Genomic DNA, 18,796 nt, shown 5'->3' on the forward strand with positions numbered 1-18,796 from the left:
CGAAGGGACAGCACTTATGACTCGCATCGCCATCAACGGATTCGGCCGCATCGGACGCAACGTGCTGCGCGCGTTGCTCGAACGTGACAGCACCCTCGAGGTCGTCGCCGTCAACGACCTCACGGAGCCCGCCACCCTCGCACGACTGCTCGCATACGACACGACGGCCGGCCGGCTCGGTCGCCCGGTGACCGCCGACGGGGACGCCCTCGTTGTCGACGGCCGTCGCATCAAGGTGCTCGCGGAGCGTGAACCGGCGCAGCTGCCGTGGGCCGAACTCGGTGTCGACGTCGTCCTCGAAGCGACCGGCCGCTTCACGTCGGCCAAGGCCGCCCGCGCCCACCTCGATGCGGGCGCGAAGAAGGTGCTGGTCAGTGCTCCGTCGGACGGTGCCGATGTCACGCTGGCATTCGGGGTCAACACCGACGTGTACGACCCGACCGTGCACACGATCGTCTCCAACGCTTCGTGCACGACCAACGCGCTTGCACCGCTGGCGGCGGTACTCGACGAACTCGCCGGGATCGAGCACGGCTTCATGACCACGGTGCACGCCTACACGCAGGAGCAGAACCTTCAGGACGGTCCGCACCGCGACGCCCGTCGCGCCCGAGCTGCCGCCGTCAACATCGTGCCGACCACGACGGGCGCCGCCAAGGCGATCGGTCTGGTCCTGCCGAACCTGGAAGGCAAGCTGTCGGGCGACTCGATCCGGGTGCCGGTTCCGGTGGGCTCGATCGTCGAGCTCAACACGACGGTCGCCCGCGACGTGACGCGCGACGACGTACTGGCGGCGTACCGCGCCGCGGCGGATGGACCGCTCGCCGGCATCCTCGAGTACTCGGACTTCCCGCTCGTGTCCTCCGACATCACGGGCAATCCGGCTTCTTCGATCTTCGACTCGGACCTCACCCGGGTCGACGGCCGGCACGTGAAGGTGGTCGCCTGGTACGACAACGAGTGGGGCTTCTCGAACCGTGTGATCGACACACTCGAGCTCCTCGCCACCCGCTGACCGGAGCCTGTCCGGCCGCTGCGGGCCAGGAGCGCGTCGGTACCCGACCGGGTCAGGACGCGCTCCGCACACGGACCTGCGCAGCGCCGCCCCGCCCCGCCCCGGGGGCCGGCTCCCGTCGGCGATGGGCAGGAACTACGGGCTCCGGAGGACGTCCTTGACGAACACGATGCCGTCGCTGTCCGCCAGGTGGGCCGGGTCGAACGGGGCGTAGCCGAACCAGGGGGACACGCGGGGCGCGGGCCGCGTGTCGCCGAGGGCGGTGGCCAGCCGCGGGGCGTCGATGACGCAGCGGTCCTCCGGGAGCGTGTACAGGAGTCCTTCGACGGTGTCCGGCGGCGGCGTGTCCACTCCCTGGTGCCGGATCGTGCCGAGGGTCGTGGCCACGAAGGCGTACTCCTCGCCGAGTTGGGCGCTCACCAGCGCACCGGCGCTCCACCACTCCAGCGGCATCCCGCCCATCCGCATCGTGCTCTTCTCCCGCTGGAGATGGGAGTTGTGGGCGTGGACGAGTGCCGGGCCCCGAGCGGCGACGGCGAGGAGGTTGTGGGCCATCATCTGGTCCCGCACACCAACCAGCCGGGTCATGCGGGCCGGTGAGGTGTCGGCCATCCAGTAGTGGTAGCGCAGCAGACCGAGGGCGGTGCGCCCGTACAGTCGCGCCCGGTCCCAGTCGTCCCGCGGGGTCTCCGTGATCAGGTGGGGCGTCTGCGCGTCGAGCAGCGCCACCAGATCGTCGGCGAGCAGCCGCAGTTGGCCGGCCTCGGCCGACTGCCCCGTGGACCGGGGCGGGTCCATCATCGCGGCAGGATCGGTCCACCGCTCTTCGGTGCCGAGCAGGCGGTCGAGTGTGTCCGCGGTGCAGGGGAGCAGGTCCGCGTCCACCCGGGCCGCGAGGTAGTTGTGGAGTGCGGTGAGGGCCTGACGGGGGCTCGCGGCGTGGGTGATCTCCAGCGGGCCGTCGAAACCGGCGAAGCGGAGCCGCTCGGACGCGGGCCTGCCGTCGTTGTCGGCGCGGACGTTGTAGGCGCGCATCCAGCGCAACAGCTCGCGGTTGGCCGCGAAGGTGCCCCAGCCGTGGCTGATCCCCTGCTCCATGACCTCGTCGAGAGTGCCCGTGCCCGAGGTGACGTAGTCGTCCACGACCAGGCCCGTCATGCAGTCGCTCTCGATCGCGATCGTCCGGTAGCCCTCCTGCTCGACAAGCTGCCGGAAGAGCTCGTTACGCAGGTCGAGCAGAGCGTCCTCGCCGTGGGTGGGCTCGCCCAGGGCGAGCAGCCGAGGCCGGCCCGGGAGCAGCCTCATGACGGCGGCAGCCTCGACGGCATGGGCGGTGTCCTTGATGTCGGTAGCCATGCCTTCAACGGTATCGTTGAACCTTCGGTTGAAACTTTCCCGCGATATCGTCAGTCGCATGGGGAGAAACCTTCAAAGCGGCGATCGGCTCAGGCCGGTTGATCTGGCGCGCGGGCACGGTCTGTCCACGCAGGCGATCAGGAACTACGAGGAGGCCGGCATCCTTCCGGCCGCCGGTCGCACACCCCACGGCTACCGCACCTACACCTCGCTGCACGCGGGGGCCCTGCGCGCGTTCCTTGCCCTCGTGCCCGGCCACGGCCACCGGACAGCGACGTCGATCATGCGGGCCGTGAACCAGGGCGCGGTCGACGGGGCGTTCCGCCTCATCGACGAGAGCCACGCCCAGCTCCTCGACGACCGGCAGACCCTCCAGGCCGTGGAGGGCGCCCTCCGCGACCTGGAGCCCACCACGGCGCCCGAGCCCGGTGTGGGGTCCGAGCCGGCCGCGGTGTCCGGGCCCGGCGGCACGTTCATCGGGCCGCTGGCGGACAAGCTCGGAATCCGGCCCGCGACGCTGCGCAAATGGGAGCGCGCCGGGCTGATGCGCCCGCACCGCGACCCGCGGACCGGGTACCGCGTCTACGACGAGGCCGACGTACGGGACGCCCGGCTGGCCCACCAACTCAGGCGGGGCGGCTACTTGCTGGACCAGATCGCCCCGCTGATCGCCCAGGTGCGGGCGGCCGGCGGCCTGGAGCCGCTGGAGGCCGCACTGCGCGACTGGCACGGCCGGCTGTTCGCCCGCGGGCGAGCGATGCTGACCGGGGCCGCAGAGCTGGAGGCGTACCTGCGCGAGCGCGGATGAGACTTCGGCCGCCTGCCGGCCGAAGAGAATCAGGAGTCACCACCGGTGATGCCGATACGTGGGCCTCGGCGACGACCCCGCGCTCACCATCAACTCTTAACAACGGTCCGATCCGCTACCTCACCTGCTCGCACCCGGTTCCGGTTGGCCTGGTGCGATGGCGTTGGCGTCGGTGTGCGGTCGCAGGCGTTCGCCTTGGGGCCCGAACATGATCAGGTATTCGACCGGTCCGTCAGGTCCGGCGTTCGCGATTCCGTGAGGGGTGCGGGTGTCGAACTCGGCGACTTCCCCGGCGGTGAGGACGAGGTCGCGTTCGCCGAGGGCCAGCCATAGCCGTCCGTACAGCACGCACAGCCATTCGTACCCTTCGTGGGACTCCTGCCGCGGCCGCATGGGCTGTTCGCCGGTGGCGGGCAGGACGTGCTTGTGGGCGTGCAGTCCACCGACGTACCGGGTCAGCGGCAAGACCGCCTTGTCCTCCCCCGGACGCCGCGGCGCGGAGGTACGCGCTCCGGCCGACGTGGCGGATGCGGTGCCGGCCAGTTCGTCCAGCGAGACGCCGTACGCCTTCGCCAGATGCAGCAGTGCCTCCAGGGTCGGCTTGCGCCGGCCGGTCTCAATCCGCGACAGCGTGCTCAGCGAGATGCCGGTCGCACGGCTGACGTCGGTGAGCGTGGCACCGTGCCGCTCGCGCAGGGCCCGCAGCCGGGGGCCCAGGGTCGCCAGCGTGTCGGCTGTGCCGTCGTCCGTCATCGTCGCCCTGCTCTTTCCAGCCGGGCCGCGTCCACGGCCCTGTCCTGCAAGTTTGCCCGAATGGCAAGGAGAGTCGCGTCTCTCGGCTGCCGCACCGCATGATCGGTGCGTAACCGCGGCCGCCCGTGAACCCGAGGAGAAGCCATGCAGCAGCCCACGCCCTCCGCTGACCTGCGCCACCGCACCATCGAGGCACCCGCCGGGCGGCTGCACCTGGTCGAGCAGGGGACCGGGCCGCTGGTCGTGCTCGTCCATGGCTTCCCCGAGTCCTGGTACTCCTGGCGCCGGCAGCTTCCGGTACTCGCCGCGGCGGGGTACCGGGCCGTCGCTCTCGACGTGCGCGGCTACGGCCGCTCCTCCAAGCCGGCCGCGACGGACGCGTACCGGATGCTCGCCCTGGTGGAGGACAACGTCGCGCTCGTGCGCGCCCTGGGCGAGGAGACAGCGGTGATCATCGGCCACGACTGGGGCTCGAACATCGCGGCGACCTCCGCCCTGCTCCACTCCGAGGTCTTCCGTGCCGTCGGGTTGCTGAGCGTCCCTTACGCCCCGCCCGGCGGGCCCCGCCCCACCGACGTCTTCGCGCAGATGGGCGGCGACCAGGAGTTCTACGTCTCGTACTTCCAGGAGCCCGGCCGTGCCGAGGCCGAGATCGAGCCCGACGTCCGGGGCTGGCTCGCGGGCTTCTACGCGGCCCTGTCCGGCGACACCATGCCGACGCAGGCCGAGTCCGACCCGCACTTCGTGAACCGCACCGGCGGACAGCTGTGCGACCGCTTCCCCGGCGGCCGGCTGCCCTCCTGGCTGACCGAGGGCGACCTCGACGTGTACGCCGGGGAATTCGAGCGCACCGGCATGACCGGGGCGCTCAACCGCTACCGCAACATGGACCGCGACTGGGAGGACCTCGCCCCGTACAGCGGCGCCCCCGTCAAGCAGCCCTCCCTGTTCATCGGCGGCGGCCTGGACGCCTCCACGACCTGGATGGCCGACGCGATCAACGCCTACCCGGCAACACTCCCCGGCCTGGCCGACTCGCACATCCTCGACGGCTGCGGCCACTGGCTCCAGCAGGAACGCCCCGACGAGGTCAACCGCCTCCTGATCGGCTGGCTCGATTCCCTGCGCCCCACCGCATGACCCGCCCCCTCCGAGGCGGCGGCGTAGCCCGCATGCGTCTGCACGGCTCGCTGACGGGTACGGGCGCTGGCGAACTGAGCAGCCCATTACGAGGAGTTGAGCACGTGACCCTCATCTACTCCCGCCCATCGGACGGCTGCGCAACGGCGCTTGCCCGATTGGCGGGGAGCGGATCGAGCCGCGGCCGCCACGCAAGGAACGCCGATTCAGGCACCCTGGCTGCGAGCTGAGTCGATCAAGGAACACTAAGCACAGCGACGTAAGACGCCAAGCTCAGGGCGCGGGTACCCCTGTGTCCGCGGGGGCCGCCGCGGCGTGCTCCAGGGCGCGCAGGACACGGGCCAGATCGTCCGGGGCGGCGGAGAGGCGCACGGGCATGCCCGCGTCGTCGAACTCGGCGATGTGCCAGTCGCGGGGTACCCCGTCGCCGTCGGCGCCCCTGGCCCGCCGCACACGGTGGAGGGTCAGCCGCTCCACAGGCACTCTGCGCACCCCGAACCGTCCGGGGCCGGAGTGCGGCGACACCGCGAGCACCTCGCCTCCGCCCAGCACGACATGGGTCCCGAAGTCGTACGGGTTGTACTCCGTGTGCTCCAGGAAGCGGGCGGGCAGGAAGACCTCCTCCCAACCGGCGTCGTCCGTCCCGTCCGTGGGCCCCGCGACTCCGGGAAGCCGGACGCGGCTGGCGCGGAAGGCCAGGACGAGGAGCCCCACCGTCACCGCCGTGCCCGACACCGCCCACGTGATCGTCGCGGGCGAGCCGAGCGGGTCCGTGGGGTGCAGGACGCAGAGCGGCAGCAGCCACAGGGCGGTCATGAGCAGGACGCCCGCGAAGGGGAGGGCCGAGGGGAGGACCTCGTCGTCCGGCAGCCGGCGTCCACGTACCCGCTGTACGGCACGGGCGGCGGGGTAGCAGGCGGCGAGCGCGAACGCCACCGCGAGAGCCAGCAACTGCCCTGCCGGAGCCCGGTATTCGTGCCACGCCCCGTGCGCGCCGACGACTGCTCTCGGCCTGCCGCGCCAGAAGGTCACCTCGATCGGGTCGCCCGGGGCGAACGCCCCGGCCGTCTCGTGGGACACGCGTATCCGTTCGGGCCCCCGACCGGCCGAGAGATAGAGCGAGTTGTACTTGCTGCGCTCGTGGACATCGGTGCGCAGAACCACCCCCGGGAGCGTGGCCAGGCACTCACCGCGATCTGCGACGGGCGTCGCGGCGGTGCACGGGACGGCCGCCCGCCACGCGCGTTCGTCCGCGAGGGAACGGGGCACCGCCCAGAGGGCGATCACCATCGCCACGATGAGTAGCGGAGCGCACCAGGCGATCGGTCCGAACACGCTGTGCCCCCCGGTGCGGGCGGTGATGACGTGCAGGTGCTCCGGCTCTTCGGGGGTCCCGTGGCGGCGCTGCAGCGCCCGCAGCGCCTCCACCTTGGCGTCGAATTCCGGGTCCGTGGTCTCGTAGCTGCAGGGCTGGGGCAGTTTGCGGAAGCGCCCATCGCGCAGCAACAGGCTGACCCGCCGGTACTCCTGGTACCGGGAGCGGACGAACGTCCGGTGGACGCGCACGGCCGCCACGTCCTGCCACGGTATGGTGTGGCGCCGCAGCGGTGTCCGGTAACGCACTCCGTCCGCGTCGGCGTGCACCACGGGAGCAGCGCTCCCGAGTCCGACGAGCGACCACACTCCTCCGGCGTCGGAACGGTAGTTCAGGTGCGGGTCATCGGCCATACGCGCAGTCTGCCACCGGCCGGCCGGTTCGGTGCGGAGCTCTTCGTCGGACATCTCGTCCACCGGCATGGTGGAGCCGCCCGTGCCGGCGCTCGTGTGGCGGAAGTACGCTTCGATGCCCTCCCGCGTGCCGGGACCGCCGTTGAGATGGCGAGCGAGCAACTCATCCTCTCCCGTGAGGTGCACCTCCACATCGACCAGGCGCAGCGGGGACAGAGTGACGATCCCGTCGGACAGTCCACGGCAAGGCCCCCATACCCGGACAACGCTGAACTCCTGACGCGGACACGGTCACCAGAACCGATGCACTTGTGTTGGCCGTTGTCAGTCAAAAGGATCTCGGATCTGACGGACATGCGGCATACCCTGAGCCCCGTCCGCACTATCTGGGAGAGTCATGACAAGTAGGTTCACCGAGTTGGTCGTTGACTGCCACGATCCGGAGATGCTCGCGGCCTTCTGGTGCGCGGTCCTGGACTTCAAGGTGATCGAACGGAGCGAGGGCAAGGTCGAGATCGGCTCCTGGGTGCCGACCGTCGAGGATGTCCGGGCCCGCCAGATGCCGCCCACCCTGCTGTTCATCCAGGTGCCCGAGGGTAAGACCGTGAAGAACCGACTTCACCTCGACGTCAGCCCGATCGACGGCAGCACCGAGGACGAGGTGACCCGATTGCTCGGCCTCGGCGCCACCAAGACGGATGTGGGTCAGGGCTCAGACGGAAACTGGGTGGTCATGGCAGACCCCGAGGGCAACGAGTTCGACGTCCTGCGCACCCTGGCACCGTAGGACCAGGGCCTGTCCGGAGTCGTGATCAGTGCGGTCTGTATCGGACCCGAGGGGAACGCGGAGCTGGTGGAACGCCGCGGTGACGCGACGTGAACTGAGCGATGGCGAGTGGGAACTGTAGAGCCGTTCTCGCCGATAGGCCGGTGCGGCCCCGTCCCGCAGCGCCTGCGCGAACAGTTCGAGGGGGTCATACGTATGGCAGCTCAGCTCAGCTCGAACGAGCTGGCCCGGTTCTGGCAGCCGTCATTGCGTAGGTCCGCCTGCATGTGAATCCACCGGTTGCCGCACTCGCCCTCAAAATTGATGTCGGACGAGAACCACACATCGCAGTGCGTGCCGTTGCCCATCTGCGTGGTCACCGAACTGACCCTGTCGTTCCAATCTCCAGGCATCTCCGCAAGACGCAAGTCCTTGTCGCCGGTGGAGGCGGTGCAGTCCCTCGGCATGATGATGACCAGCGTGTCGCCGGTCCTGTTGTTGTACCCGAGCCCGTCGTAGAACACAGCCACGCCATAGCCCACAGAATTGGCGTAACGCAGCGATTCCGCATACGAGATGTGGGTCCCCAATGACCCATTCAAGGCGTTGTAGGTTTCATGGTACGGAGCAGCCTGAGCCCCATCCGGCGCGGTTGGTGCCCCGGCAAGAAGCGCGAGCGGAGCAACAGGCGCCGCGAGAGACGACCCCTGGCTCAACGCTGTCGCCCCCAAAGCCAGGACCAAGACCGCCAGGATCCGGCCAACCACATGTGTGATCTTCACGCGCTTCCCCCTTACCCGCGGACCTCACAACGCGTGAGCCCGGCCATCGCCACAGCGGAATGCTCTGAGGTACACCGGCGAATCCATACCCACCCTCAGCAGTCGTCATCCGGGCACATGAGACCGACTACGCCCGCCTGCTGGACGACACACACCAGCAGCTCGGCGGCGGTCCCGTCGTCCTGGTGTGGGACAACTTGAACACGCACGTCAGACGCACCATGCACCGGCTGATCGCCGCCCGGTCGGGGCTGATTGTCTACCAGCTGCCGTCGTACGCACCCGAGCTCAATCCGGTCGAGGGCGTGTGGTCACACCTGATTCGCATGGCAACCCCTCGTCGAGCGCCCCGAGTCCCTTTCTTGCCCCGATGATCCGGACGTGCTGTCGACATTCTTTCGGCGGGCGACGAAGAGCCAATCGTCCGGTCGGGTCGCACATGTCACGAAAAATGGTGTGTAACGATCCAGTCCTCTTCGTCTTCGATCGATACTGCGCAGAGTTCTTTTCCGTCCAACGACACCGCAATGAATTCACGATATCCGGTGGCCATCGCCACCCGAGAGGGGAGTCTTTCATTGACGAGATCCTTTACTTGAATCCACCCTCGGGCTTCACTACTTGGGTCCGAGAGTCGAAGGAGGAGCTTCCCGTCATCGCCATAGAGACGGATCCTGTTTGCCTGTTCGTGCCAGTGTCGATCTACTTGGTCCTCAACATCCGAGTCCGACTGAGGAATTGAAACTGTCGCTTGGACGTAGAACCCGGTCACCGCGAGGATGGCAGACAAGGGGGGAGGTGCAGTTGCTGGAATTTCACCCTCAATGACCAGCATTCCTTGCTTCTCCAAAGCAGCGCGAATCTCATTGTCGTCAGGATTCATGCGAACGGTGCCTCTCTGATCTGCTTGCTCACCATGTCCCCCAACCTTCCTCGTAGAAGAAGTGGTGATCGCCGCCGGATTTATTTATCTTCTGATACTTTTCGAATGTGTTGGTGTATCGATAGAATTCACCAGGAGAATTATCCCATCCGAAGTTTACACCTGCACGGTTGGCGCCTTGCTTCGGCATCCCGGCGTGGAAATGTGCTCCTTGCCTGTCGAAGGTATGCTCCACCACGACGCGCGATCCGCCGTCGGTTTCGAATTGACGGAATCGACCCCAGTGCGTCGGGTTGTCAGAATAGAAGAATCCAGGCATGTGGGCGTTGACAACATTCCCTGTCACGATCCATTCAGCATCGGGAATCGTTCCATCCGGAACCCCTGCAGCCTCAAATGCTGCACGCTCGGCCTCGCTCCGGTGCTTGAAAGGGTTGCTTGCCTCACCCTTCGGTGGGCAGCCATCCGGAGCCAGCCCCAAAGGGTCGGCCCAAGTATTCGGGTTATCAACGTAGCCCACCGGATTGGGGGAAGGCATGAGGCCGAGCGGGTCCGGGGCGAGGTAGCGCGCCGATTCCGGGTCGTAGTAGCGGAAGTAGTTGTAGTGAAGGCCCGTCTCAGGGTCGAAGTGCTGGCCGGGGAAGCGGAGTGGGGTATACGCCGTGCTGGCCGTGGACCACGTTGTTGTGCCCCATAGCGTGCTGCGGGTGTGCCACGCGAGGGCGCCTGACTCGTCGATGAGTTCGGTCGGGGTGCCGATGAGGTCCGTGACAATGGCGAAGAAGCGTTCATCGACGGTGCCCTGCGGGGAGTCCGTCGACAGGATGCGTTCGGTCTGGGCCAACGGACGGAAGCCGTCGTGGTCCCAAGTGAGGGCGACCTGGTTGGGCAGCGCTTCTGCTTCGGTGATCTGCTCGCACAGATTGGTCCCATCCCAGACGAAGGAGACCTGCTCCACCACGGAATCGCCGTCGGCAGCCAGTCGCCGTTTGGCTGTACGGCGACCGAGAGGGTCGTAGACGTAGCGCCAGCGGGTGCCGTCAGGCGTGGTGACAGAGGTGAGCCGGTCTTCGCAATCCCAGGTGTAGCGCCAGGTGTCAGGCGTGCGGGACAGCCTGGTCTTCTGGCGTAGCACCATGCGGCCCTGGGCGTCGTGTTCGTATCGGACGCGCCCGGCGCTGGTGACGCGTGTGCCTGTGTATGAGCGTTCCCCTGTCGCTTCCTGGCCCGGATGCGAGACGGGCCACGAAGCCTGGATCTGGTTACCCGCTTCGTCGTAGGCGTAGGTCTCCGTCCAGTTCGCTCCGGAAACGGCGGTGACTCGTCCTGCCGCGTCCAGTTCGAAGCGGCGATTGCCAGAGATCTGATCGTGGATACCGACGAGGTTGCCATCCGCACGGTATGCGTAGGTGCGATGCTGCAGGCTGTGGCCTCCGGCCGATACCTGCTGGCCGGCGAGACGGCCGACCGTGTCGAACTCGTGCGTGAGGACGATCGTCTCGCCGATGCGACGAGCAGTCTCCTGGCCCACGGCATCGTGGGCAAACGTCAGGATTCGACCTGACGTCGTGAGACTGCTGCGTCGGCCAACCGCGTCGTACATCCAGGTGCTCGCCGCACCGGAGGGAGTCGTACGGGAGACACGCCGCCCCAACGTGTCGTGGGTGTAGGTGAGCGTGCGCCCGTTCACGGTCTCCGACCTGAGTCGTCCGTGCCGGTCGCGCAGCCAGTTCAGTGACGCGTCCGCACTGGTGGCTACGGCGAGCTGGTCGAAGATGTCGTACTCGAAGGTGGTGACCGAGCCGTCCGCGTCCTTACTGAGGAGCTGTCCGAGTTCGTTGCGCTCGTAGCGGATGGTCTCGCCGGCGCCGTTGGAACGGGTAGTGAGTCGGCCCGCGCGATCGTGGGTGTAGGAAAGCGTCCGTCCGTCGAAGTCGGTCTCGGCGGTGAGGCGCCCGGCCGCGTCGTAGACATAACTCCAGACCGCCCCCTGAGGGTTGGTGACTTGTGTCAGCTGGAGATTGCTGTCGTGGTCGAATTCGTAACGCGCTCCGTCCGGCTCGGTGCGGGCCACCAGCAGGTCGAAGTCGGTGTATTCGAAGCGACTGACCGCACCCATTGCGTCGGTGTGGGACAAGCAGTTTCCCTCACCGTCATAGACCCAGGTCTGCTCGCTTCCGTCACGTTCGATACGCCGCGTGAGTTGGCCCTCCACCGTCCACTGACGACGGCTGATCGCCCCGAGGGCATCGACGAGAACGACCGGGCGTCCGAAAGCATCGCGTTCGCAGCGGGTTGTCGCACCGAGCGCATCGGTGATCTCGACAGGCAGCCCCGCCGGATCGTTGCGCACATGTGTGGTGTGCCCGAGGGCGTCTGTCACCGAAGTCAGGTGTCCGGCGTCGTCGTACGTGAAGCGGGTGGTGGCGCGTGATCCATCGGTGACCGAGGTGCGATTGCCCTGTGCGTCGTATGTCTGGCGCACGACGAGACCATCCGTGCCGGTTACCTTCAGAGGGAGGCCGAGTTCGTTGTACTCAGCGGTGGATCGGCGGCCGTCCGCGCGGACCACCGCAGTCGATCGGCCCGATTCGTCGTACTCGAAGCGGCTCTCATGCCCGAGCGGGCCGGTGTGGGAGAGCAGTCGGTTGTAGCGGTCGTACTCGAAGCGGGTGACAGCACCGGTCGCGTCGATCTCGCCGACGACCTGGGCACGTTCGTTGATCACATAGCGGCTGGTGTGGCCCAGTGAATCGGTGAGTGCGGTGATGCGCAGACCGGTATCCGGGGCAGGGTCGTCATAAGTGAGGCGCGAGTTCAGATGACCGTTGGCGCCGGACTGGGAGATACAACGGTCCTCCTCGTCATAGACGTAATCGAAGCGGCTTCCGTTGGTGTCGGTCCAGGACGTGATGCGACCGTGTTCGTCGCAGCCGAAGCGCAGCGGCCGGCCCGAGGAGTTGGTGACCTCGGTGAGGTGACCGTCGGTGTAGCCGTAGCGGAGGATCTCCTGATCACTGCCGTCCGGGGCTCCTCCTGCCAGGTGAAGGGCGGATATTCGGCCCTGGTGAGTGCTGAACTTCAGGTGATAGCCGCCGTGGTGCACGATCGAGGTCGGCGTGCCTTCGTTGTCGTACTCGAAGGTGATCCACTGTCCGTTGCGATCGTCGATCTGGACCAGTGAAGCCTGGTCTTCCCGGTGGCCGGTGAAGTGCCAGACCCGGCCGGTGTCAGGGTCGGTGACCGTGTAGTCGCCGTCGGAAGTGCGGTCAAGCGGCCAGCGCTGTCCGTGTACGGGCATGACGGGGACGCCCGGGGCGGGATGGGGATAGGCCAGCAGGCTGCCGTCCTCCCGGACGAAGATCACACCTTGGGAATCGATCTCCAGGCGCTGATCGATCGTGCTCGCCCACGCCGTGCCGAACCAGCGGCCCGCACGGTAGGAGGACTCGAAGGAGCGCTGGAAGACCAGCGGCAGCGAACCGGGCAGCGCGATATCTGTCTGCGGCAGCACCATCCGGCCAGTGGCGACGTCGATCGGGTCGATCTTGCATGTCTTGTCCCCGGGGCGTCTCGCGGAGGCCTCTGGCTCGCGGTCGACCCCGCGCCGCGCCGCCCTCCGCGCGCCCGCCTCGGCGCTGTCCTTCATCCCGGCACGGAGGAACGACTTGAACCCTCCGGCGCCCTTGGTGGTGAGGAGTTCGGGTACCAATCGGCCGAGGAACTCGCTGGGATCCCCCTTGGCGGACTCCCACGCGCCCTTGAGAGCGCGGTCGGGGTGGGCCGCGGTGGAGGCCAGCCCGGCGAGGGTCATGTTGACGCTCTTGTAGTACTCGGCCGGGTGGGAGATGTTGTACGGGTCGAGCGGGTAGATCGAGCGGACGAAGTTCGTGATGCCGACGGTGCCCTTCACGATGCCGCCGCCGAAGTGCATGAGCTCCACGCCCTGGCCGGTGCCGTAGTCCGCCAGGTCGAACTTGGCCCGGTCAGTCGCGGAGGGCTCCGCCGGTGCATGGGCGAGGGCCGCCGAGACAGCCTTCTGCGCCGTGCCGGCCGCCTCGTCGCGCTGGCTGCGGGCATCCGCCAGGATCTCCTGCGCGCGATCCCGCTGGGCCGTGCCCGGGTCCACGAACGCACCCGGCTCAGGAAGCGGGTCCTTGCTGTCGTATGCGTCCTTGTAGGCGTCGACCGCCTTGTTGTACGCGGTGGCCGCCGACTTCGAGGTCGCATTGCCCTGCTTGTAGAGGGCGATCGCCTCCTGCGCCTTGTCCTGCGCCCAGGTCACAGTCGTGGCATACGCCTCCAGAGCCCTGGCCGCGTCGTCGAAGGCGTCCGCGGCCCGCATCCAGTCGGTGGGGAGTGTCGTGAACTTCTCCCGGAACGCGTCGGCCGCCGCGCCCTTCCAGTGACTGGAGTCCAGCCCCTTCATGCCCCGGCCGACCAGATCGAACGCTGCTTTGAAGTCCCGCAGATTCTTCACACTCGCGTTGATCTTGCCCACGTTGCCGTGAATCAGCTCGTTGGCCTGCTCGCTCCGGCCGAGCTGCTGCTCACCGACCTCCGCACCCAGCGACGAGGCCGTACGGTCGCCCCAGTCCTCGATGACGTCCGCCATCGCGTCCTGGTGCACGTGTTCAAGGCCGTCACCGACCTTGTCCGTCGCCCAGTCGACTCCCTCGCCGACCTTTTCCTTCCCGGCCTCCCAGCCGTCCTCCAGCTTGCCGAGCCCCTTCTCGACCAGTCCGCCCCAGTCCGGCATCAGCGATCCCCCCAATTCGGCTGCTGGGCCTGCTGGACCGCCTCTTCGGACGGGGCGAACGTCTCGCGGGACTGCCCGTCGATGGCCTCACGCACCTCCGGTGAGATGACTCCGGAGTTGCGCATCGAATCGAGCAAGCCGTCCTGCACGTCGTACCCCGTGTCCCGCCACGTCTGCTCGACGTCGTCCTGCGCCTTCGAAAACGACTCCCGGCTCCAGTCGGCGCCGTCGTACGGGGACTGCGTACTGATCTCGTCCCAGTTCTTCTGCTTGACCTCGTCCTCGGTCAGATGCGGATTGCCGTTCACCCCGTTGACCGCGATCTTGAACGTGTCCTTGATGTACTGCTCCTGCTCATGGACCGCCCCGGCCGACAGGCCCACTGCCGACGCGAACCCGTTCCCCCGGATCATCAGGGCGCGTACGCCCCACTCCCAGCGCTCGCAGAATGTCTGGAACCCGGCGGTCAGACCCTCGTGCCCCAACTCCAGTCCCGACAGCGCCAGATCGGAGAAGCCTCGCCCCATCGATGCCTCGCCGATCATGCCGAGGTCCTTCAGTTCCCCGTGTGCTTTGTCGATCCCCTGCGCAATCAGCGCGAGCGCCTCCGGCGGTACCTCCAGATCCGGCCGATCCCCGCTCATGCCGGCTCCTCGAGATTCACCGCGACCGCGTCCGGCACAATCCCGGCCACGGGCGGGAACAGCATCCCGTCCGTACCGCCCGCGTCCAGTGCCACCCCGGCCGGGCCCGGCAGCAGCGGCACCATCACGTCCAGCAGTCGCGCGCCCAAAATCGTCCGGTACGTCCACTCCCGATCGGCGTCGCCCTGTGCGCGGGCAAATCCGGCCAGCGCTTGCTCGTCGGAGAACGCGCAGATCCACCGCACGCCGTTGTGGTCGGCCGACCACAGACTCCCGGAGGCATCGAGCGGAACCAACACCGACGTACGCCGGAACTCGCTCAGCAGCACCGCGAACTCTCTGCGAGCGTCAACGCCTGACGTCTCGTCCGCTACCCCCGCAACCGGCGCCGGGCCCGCCAAGTCGGCCAGACGAAGCCGTCGTTGCTGCCCCGGCAGTCCATCCCCACCCATGGTCATGGGGGAGATCATCACACAGCCCAATTTACAGCTGCAATGCGAGGTGACGCGCTGACCGAATGCGGTGGCTGTGACGGTGCCCCCTCGGCGGTACCCAGTCCCGAGAACTCGGTTCGCCCAGCTCAGGCACGTGGTGATCGGGACCCGTACCAACGGCCCCGATACTCAAGGCCTGAGCTAACGCCCGTGGCGTGCCCGGGTCACCACCCCTAGCCCCCCCTTTTCTCACAACTCGCCCGTGTCCAGGTCCAGATCGAACGGCCCCGGAAGGTGCAAGACGGTCCCGAACGGGTGCGGTCCGTCCACCCGCGTGTACCCCAGCCGCCCGGGCTCGGCAAACAGGGTGACGCTTCGTTCCACCCGGTCGACCAGCAGGTACAGCGGCGCGCCGTACTCGGCATACCGTTTCCGCTTCACGATCCGGTCCGTTTCCGCATTGGACTCGCTGGTGACCTCGACCACGAGCAGCGTCTGATCGGGCAGCAGCGCACCGGCGCCCTTCGCGTCCGCAGCCGGTACGACGGCGATGTCGGGTACGTACCAGTTCGACGAGCCGGGCAGGTCCAGGTTTCCCGAGCCGGTGACGCATCCCAATTCGCCAGCTCGCGGCTTGATCTGGTCGCGGATCGCCTCGGCCGTGGCCTCGTGATCCCAGATGGGCGACGCCGGCTCGATGATCCCTTCGACAATCTGGGCGCGATCGCCCCGGATGTACTGGACGGCATACTTCAGAGCACGTTCGGGATCGATGCCTCGGCTGTAGTCGGCAGGCTCGGCGGTCATGTGCCCAGAGTGCCCCATTTTCGATCGCCACGACAAGCATTACCGGCCGGTGGGAACGGTCAGCGCAACCAGCACAGCAGGTCCAGCTCGGCGCGGACCGTCTTGCCCGGTTGTACGCGGTCCACCCACCGCCCATCGGCCGGCCGGTGCCTCGACCAGATCAGCCCGTGCCCGCTGCCGGAACCGGGCGGTGGCGCCGCCGGCTCCCCCGACAACCGTCGGTCCGAATGCTTCCGTGGCAGTTGCCCAGATCACGTTTCGGGAGCGTGCCTGCGGGACCGCCGCACCTTGATAGCGTCGCTCCCGCGATTGCGGACCGTTCCCCGCCGGGGTCGTCGCCGCGCCCGTACGGCCGGTCCATGACGGATGGCCGACGAGGGCGGGGCGTGCTGACGCACGGGGACGTACGTGGCAAGGACGAAGAGGGCCGACGCATGAGCCTCGCGCAGTTGCACTACACCTCGGCCTCCGCGGGGGAAGACGGGGTCGGCGCACGGTTCACGGCGGTTGGTGGCGGCATACCCACGCCGGTGCTGACCGAGGCGGAGCAGCTGCTCGGTTACGAGCCTCCGACCGGGGCGCCGTACCATCCGACCGCCGCTGAACTCCGTGCGTTCCCCGAGACGTTCAGCTTCAGCGCGCTCTCCGACGGCAGCCATCTGCTGAGTCGTACCGTGGCAGTAGGGGGTTCCGGTGCCGGTCACTTCCACGCGCATGCGGTACATCTTCCGGCCGGCACGCGCCTGCCGGGGGACGCCCTCCCGATCACGGCGTGGCGGTCGCCGCGCTGGGCATCGACCACGCCCGACGGCGGTACGCCGGACCGCATATCGGCCCTCCCCGCCTCTGCCGCCTTCGGCCAGGAGACGCTCAACGACTTCGCGGTCTCCCGCAGCCCCTGGCTCGCGGCGGTCTTCGCCGATCTGCGCAAGGTGAGCGAGAAGCCGTCGTCGGCGCAGATCGTCCTCGTGGAGCGACAGAGCGCGGACGTGGCCCGGTGGATCGCGCTGGCCGGGGCCGTGCTCCCGCCGGAGGTCGCACAGCGGCTGACGTTCACCACGTACACCCGCCGCCCGGCACACTCCCCGCACCAGGTGATCGGCGTAATGCCGGACGACGCACACGAGCTGACCGGCCCGGGCTTCCGTGTGCACGCGTGCACCGGCCGCGCCCCGGAGGGTCCGGTGGACGATGCCTGGGCGGAGACGGTGGCCCGGATCTGGCGCGGCCGCGCACCGGAACTGTTCCGGGCAGCTGCCGGGCTGCCCGGCGAACCCTTCGCCGCCGGACCACTCGCCTTCACCGCACTGCACGCGGGCATCGCGCTCGGCCCCGACGGGCGTGCCGCGGCCGCCGATTGGGCTGCCGAGAGGCCGTACGCGCTGGACGAACAGCAGGTGCACCGGCTGACCACCGCGCTCACGGCACCGGCCGACGACCGTACCGCCGCCGAGTCCGCGTCGGTGGCCCGGCTGCTGGCGGCACTCGAGGGACGTGTCCCTGCCACCGCCACGGCACCGCTCGCGGCACTGCTGGTGACGGAGGCGGTGCGGCGCAGCGACGCCGTGCTCGCGCTCCCGCCCCGGTCGGCGTTCGCCGAACCCGCCGCCGTCAAGGAGCTGGCCGAGGAGCTCGGTCCGGACCTGCTCGCCGAGCTCACCTCGGAAACGACGGAATCCACGGTCGGGGAGACCATCGGGCGCCAGGTGCAGTTGCTCCGGATCGCCCGGCTGCTCGACATGGATCTGACGGACCAACTTCCCTCGGTGGCCCGGCACATGGCCCGGACTCTGCTCGCAGCTCCGGCGCCGGGCAGCGGCCCCGCACTGCTCGACCTCCTGGACGAGCAGTTCGACGTCCGCACGGCGCTCCTCGGCGAACTCGACCAGCTCGCCCTGACCGCCCCCTCAGCCGCCGAAGAACTCCTCACCCGCGTCGCCCTCCCCTTCACCGGCGCGCAGGCGCTGCCGCATCTGCGGATGTGCGCCGAGGCGCCCCGCGCGAAGGAGCAGGGGTCCGACCGCATCATGGCGCTGCACACGGTGCTGCGCGCCGCCGGGTTCTCGCCCTTCGCCGAGCCGCTGGTACTGCGTACAGCCGTCGGGCTGATCTGGGGCGATGCCACCCCGACGGCGGGCCAGGCACGGCTCCTGCTCGGCGAGTCCGGCTCCGACTCCCACCGGACGGCCGGTACGTGGTCACACCTCGTCGCCGCGGCACTCTCCGCGCCTTCGGACGACGCGGAGGCCGCCGAACTCGCCCACGATCTGCTGCGCTGTTTCCCTCAGGAGATCGACGCGCGGGGCCGCGGTGCGCTGCGGCTGCTGGAGTTCGCCCGCGACGTCAGGTCCGGTGAGTCGGCGCCCGGCTGGCCCGACCGCGCAAAGGCTCTGCGCGCCCGCGCCGAGCCGGTGGAACCCACCGTGTTGGAGCACGCCTACGGCACCCTTGCCCACCGCCTGCTCGCATCGGAGCGCCCTGAGGCGGAGCTGTACGCATTCGTGCACAGCGACGACCCTGACCTGATCGCGGCCTACGGCAGGGCCGCCCGCCACGACACCGTCCTGGCCCGGCTGCGGTCCGAACCGGCTTACGTGGCGGACTGCTTCACCGTCTGGACCTCCCACCCGCACGCGGGCCGGGCCTGGAGTGAGACCCGGGCCGCGCTGCTGGAGGAGGTGCTGCGTCCAGTGGTGCGCGACTTGTCCGGCAGCGAGATCGCGGCGGTGGAGAAGGCCGCCGAACGGACGGGCAGCAGCCGCACGGCGGAGGCGTTCCGGACCTGGCGCCGTCGGCCGGGCACCTTCGGCAGACGACTGGGAAGCCGACTGGCGGCGCGGGTGCGGCGGAGCTGAGGGCTGTCCCGGTCTCGCTGCGGATCACACCACGCGACGTCGGCTGCCCCGCTCGTCTTCAGCTGT

14 protein-coding genes and 1 pseudogene are annotated in these 18,796 nt (G+C 68.5%); 6 read left to right on the plus strand and 9 right to left on the minus strand.

The features are described 5' to 3' along the window. Positions 1-16: 16 nt before the first annotated feature. On the plus strand, positions 17-1,015 hold the full coding sequence (gap, locus tag OHB49_RS10310; protein ID WP_030974868.1) for a type I glyceraldehyde-3-phosphate dehydrogenase: 999 nt from the start codon (positions 17-19) through the stop codon (positions 1,013-1,015). A 135-nt stretch (positions 1,016-1,150) separates the two neighbouring features. Here gap and OHB49_RS10315 read toward each other — a convergent pair whose 3' ends face one another. Beyond that, on the minus strand, positions 1,151-2,371 hold the full coding sequence (locus OHB49_RS10315; RefSeq protein ID WP_329159660.1) for an erythromycin esterase family protein: 1,221 nt from the start codon (positions 2,369-2,371) through the stop codon (positions 1,151-1,153). A 58-nt stretch (positions 2,372-2,429) separates the two neighbouring features. Here OHB49_RS10315 and OHB49_RS10320 point away from each other — a divergent pair, with 58 nt between their 5' ends. Further along, the gene (locus OHB49_RS10320) at positions 2,430-3,179 is read left to right on the plus strand and encodes a TioE family transcriptional regulator (RefSeq protein ID WP_329159662.1); all 750 of its coding nucleotides are present in this window, start codon (positions 2,430-2,432) and stop codon (positions 3,177-3,179) included. A gap of 120 nt (positions 3,180-3,299) precedes the next feature. Here OHB49_RS10320 and OHB49_RS10325 read toward each other — a convergent pair whose 3' ends face one another. Beyond that, entirely contained in the window at positions 3,300-3,932 is a 633-nt protein-coding gene (locus OHB49_RS10325) for a helix-turn-helix domain-containing protein (protein ID WP_329159664.1), read from the minus strand. A gap of 144 nt (positions 3,933-4,076) precedes the next feature. Between OHB49_RS10325 and OHB49_RS10330 the strand changes: the two genes are divergently transcribed. Further along, positions 4,077-5,072: an alpha/beta fold hydrolase gene (locus tag OHB49_RS10330; RefSeq protein ID WP_329159666.1), complete on the plus strand. Its 996-nt coding sequence runs from the start codon at positions 4,077-4,079 to the stop codon at positions 5,070-5,072. A 273-nt stretch (positions 5,073-5,345) separates the two neighbouring features. On the opposite strand, the gene OHB49_RS10335 is transcribed toward OHB49_RS10330, so the two are convergent. Beyond that, positions 5,346-6,962, minus strand: coding sequence for a PH domain-containing protein (locus tag OHB49_RS10335; RefSeq protein WP_329159667.1), 1,617 nt, complete (start codon positions 6,960-6,962; stop codon positions 5,346-5,348). 235 nt (positions 6,963-7,197) lie between these two features. On the opposite strand from OHB49_RS10335, the gene OHB49_RS10340 reads away from it, so the two are divergent. After that, entirely contained in the window at positions 7,198-7,587 is a 390-nt protein-coding gene (locus OHB49_RS10340; RefSeq protein ID WP_329159668.1) for a VOC family protein, read from the plus strand. Positions 7,588-7,790: 203 nt separating this feature from the next. On the opposite strand, the gene OHB49_RS10345 is transcribed toward OHB49_RS10340, so the two are convergent. Continuing rightward, on the minus strand, positions 7,791-8,348 hold the full coding sequence (locus OHB49_RS10345; protein WP_329159669.1) for a hypothetical protein: 558 nt from the start codon (positions 8,346-8,348) through the stop codon (positions 7,791-7,793). A gap of 119 nt (positions 8,349-8,467) precedes the next feature. Between OHB49_RS10345 and OHB49_RS10350 the strand changes: the two are divergent. Beyond that, positions 8,468-8,674, plus strand: a pseudogene (locus OHB49_RS10350) (transposase); the annotation flags it as partial. 116 nt (positions 8,675-8,790) lie between these two features. Here the strand turns inward: OHB49_RS10350 and OHB49_RS10355 are convergent. The 5 genes from OHB49_RS10355 to OHB49_RS10375 all read right to left on the minus strand — a co-directional run bounded on the left by OHB49_RS10355 (position 8,791) and on the right by OHB49_RS10375 (position 15,875). Further along, complete coding sequence (locus OHB49_RS10355; RefSeq protein ID WP_329159670.1) at positions 8,791-9,231, minus strand: hypothetical protein; 441 nt, start codon at positions 9,229-9,231, stop codon at positions 8,791-8,793. 28 nt (positions 9,232-9,259) lie between these two features. Continuing rightward, positions 9,260-13,990 carry a putative T7SS-secreted protein gene (locus tag OHB49_RS10360; RefSeq protein ID WP_329159672.1) on the minus strand — a complete coding sequence of 1,577 codons (4,731 nt, stop codon included), beginning with the start codon at positions 13,988-13,990 and terminating at the stop codon, positions 9,260-9,262. Beyond that, positions 13,990-14,634: a hypothetical protein gene (locus OHB49_RS10365; protein ID WP_329159675.1), complete on the minus strand. Its 645-nt coding sequence runs from the start codon at positions 14,632-14,634 to the stop codon at positions 13,990-13,992. Before OHB49_RS10365 ends, OHB49_RS10360 begins: the two co-directional genes overlap by 1 nt. Continuing rightward, positions 14,631-15,092: an SseB family protein gene (locus OHB49_RS10370; protein WP_329159676.1), complete on the minus strand. Its 462-nt coding sequence runs from the start codon at positions 15,090-15,092 to the stop codon at positions 14,631-14,633. Before OHB49_RS10370 ends, OHB49_RS10365 begins: the two co-directional genes overlap by 4 nt. A gap of 225 nt (positions 15,093-15,317) precedes the next feature. Then, positions 15,318-15,875, minus strand: a complete 558-nt coding sequence (locus OHB49_RS10375) for a Uma2 family endonuclease (protein WP_329159678.1) — start codon at positions 15,873-15,875, stop codon at positions 15,318-15,320. A 434-nt stretch (positions 15,876-16,309) separates the two neighbouring features. Between OHB49_RS10375 and OHB49_RS10380 the strand changes: the two genes are divergently transcribed. Next, positions 16,310-18,730, plus strand: coding sequence for a GTPase-associated protein 1-related protein (locus OHB49_RS10380; protein WP_329166430.1), 2,421 nt, complete (start codon positions 16,310-16,312; stop codon positions 18,728-18,730). Positions 18,731-18,796 lie beyond the last annotated feature (66 nt).

The sequence above is a fragment of the Streptomyces sp. NBC_01717 genome (genome assembly GCF_036248255.1).
In the GTDB taxonomy this organism is placed as follows: domain Bacteria; phylum Actinomycetota; class Actinomycetes; order Streptomycetales; family Streptomycetaceae; genus Streptomyces.

Bases quoted from the DNA above. Each gene is read 5' to 3' on its own strand.
- gap (WP_030974868.1), top strand. From the start codon at position 17: ATGACTCGCATCGCCATCAACGGATTCGGCCGCATCGGACGCAACGTG.
- OHB49_RS10315 (WP_329159660.1), bottom strand. From the start codon at position 2,371: ATGGCTACCGACATCAAGGACACCGCCCATGCCGTCGAGGCTGCCGCC.
- OHB49_RS10320 (WP_329159662.1), top strand. From the start codon at position 2,430: ATGGGGAGAAACCTTCAAAGCGGCGATCGGCTCAGGCCGGTTGATCTG.
- OHB49_RS10325 (WP_329159664.1), bottom strand. From the start codon at position 3,932: ATGACGGACGACGGCACAGCCGACACGCTGGCGACCCTGGGCCCCCGG.
- OHB49_RS10330 (WP_329159666.1), top strand. From the start codon at position 4,077: ATGCAGCAGCCCACGCCCTCCGCTGACCTGCGCCACCGCACCATCGAG.
- OHB49_RS10340 (WP_329159668.1), top strand. From the start codon at position 7,198: ATGACAAGTAGGTTCACCGAGTTGGTCGTTGACTGCCACGATCCGGAG.
- OHB49_RS10355 (WP_329159670.1), bottom strand. From the start codon at position 9,231: ATGAATCCTGACGACAATGAGATTCGCGCTGCTTTGGAGAAGCAAGGA.
- OHB49_RS10360 (WP_329159672.1), bottom strand. From the start codon at position 13,990: ATGCCGGACTGGGGCGGACTGGTCGAGAAGGGGCTCGGCAAGCTGGAG.
- OHB49_RS10365 (WP_329159675.1), bottom strand. From the start codon at position 14,634: ATGAGCGGGGATCGGCCGGATCTGGAGGTACCGCCGGAGGCGCTCGCG.
- OHB49_RS10370 (WP_329159676.1), bottom strand. From the start codon at position 15,092: ATGACCATGGGTGGGGATGGACTGCCGGGGCAGCAACGACGGCTTCGT.
- OHB49_RS10375 (WP_329159678.1), bottom strand. From the start codon at position 15,875: ATGACCGCCGAGCCTGCCGACTACAGCCGAGGCATCGATCCCGAACGT.
- OHB49_RS10380 (WP_329166430.1), top strand. From the start codon at position 16,310: ATGAGCCTCGCGCAGTTGCACTACACCTCGGCCTCCGCGGGGGAAGAC.